The sequence below is a fragment of the Streptomyces sp. SYSU D01066-1 genome (assembly GCF_054956795.1).
This window is the reverse complement of record NZ_JBUDHV010000090.1, coordinates 1-675: the sequence shown is the minus strand read 5'-3', so window position 1 is coordinate 675 and position 675 is coordinate 1. Positions and strand designations below refer to the sequence as shown.

The following is a 675-nucleotide window of genomic DNA, read 5'->3' as shown; positions in this document are numbered from 1 at the left end:
TCACTCCCGTACCAGTGGGGCGCCCGCGTCCCGCCAGGCGACGATCCCGCCCGCCAGGCTCCGCACGTCCGGATGCCCCATCCGCGCCAGCGCCGCCGCGTACCGCAACGACTTCTCCCCCACCGGACAGGCCAGCAGGACCGGGGTGCTCTTGCTGAACGGCAGCCCGCCCCGCAGGAGTTCCTCGAACACCTCGTCCACGATGTTCAGCGATCCCTCGATGTGCAGCGCCGCGTAGGCGTGCGGACCGCGCAGATCGACCACGAGGGGACGGGGATCACCCGCCGCCACCCATCCCCGGGCCTCCTCGACACCGACCGTCCGGGCCTGCGCCTTCGCCTCCTCGACGCTCGGCACCGAGGACACGCGTGCCCCGCCCGGCCGGCCCAGCAGTTCCGGGCGACGCTGGCGCACATAACTGAGATAGCTCTCCGCACGGTCGCACACGATGAACACCGCGCTCTCCCGCCGCCCCGTCCCCTCCAGCCCGGCGTCCACCTCACGCAACTGACGCACCGCACCGAAATACGCCGCACCACCCGTCGGCCCCGACAACACCCCGCACCGCCGGATCAGCGTCACCATCCCCTCGATCGCCTCACCCGACGTCACCGACGCCATCACGTCATACGTCGCCGGATCGAACAACCCCACCTGACGCACCTCGTCGATCGT

1 protein-coding gene is annotated in these 675 nt (G+C 71.1%); it reads right to left on the bottom strand.

Features of this window, described 5'->3' with window-relative positions:
- The coding region (locus tag ACY1JF_RS31920) for a rhodanese-like domain-containing protein (RefSeq protein WP_462708760.1) at positions 1-675 on the bottom strand (675 nt) is incomplete at its 5' end.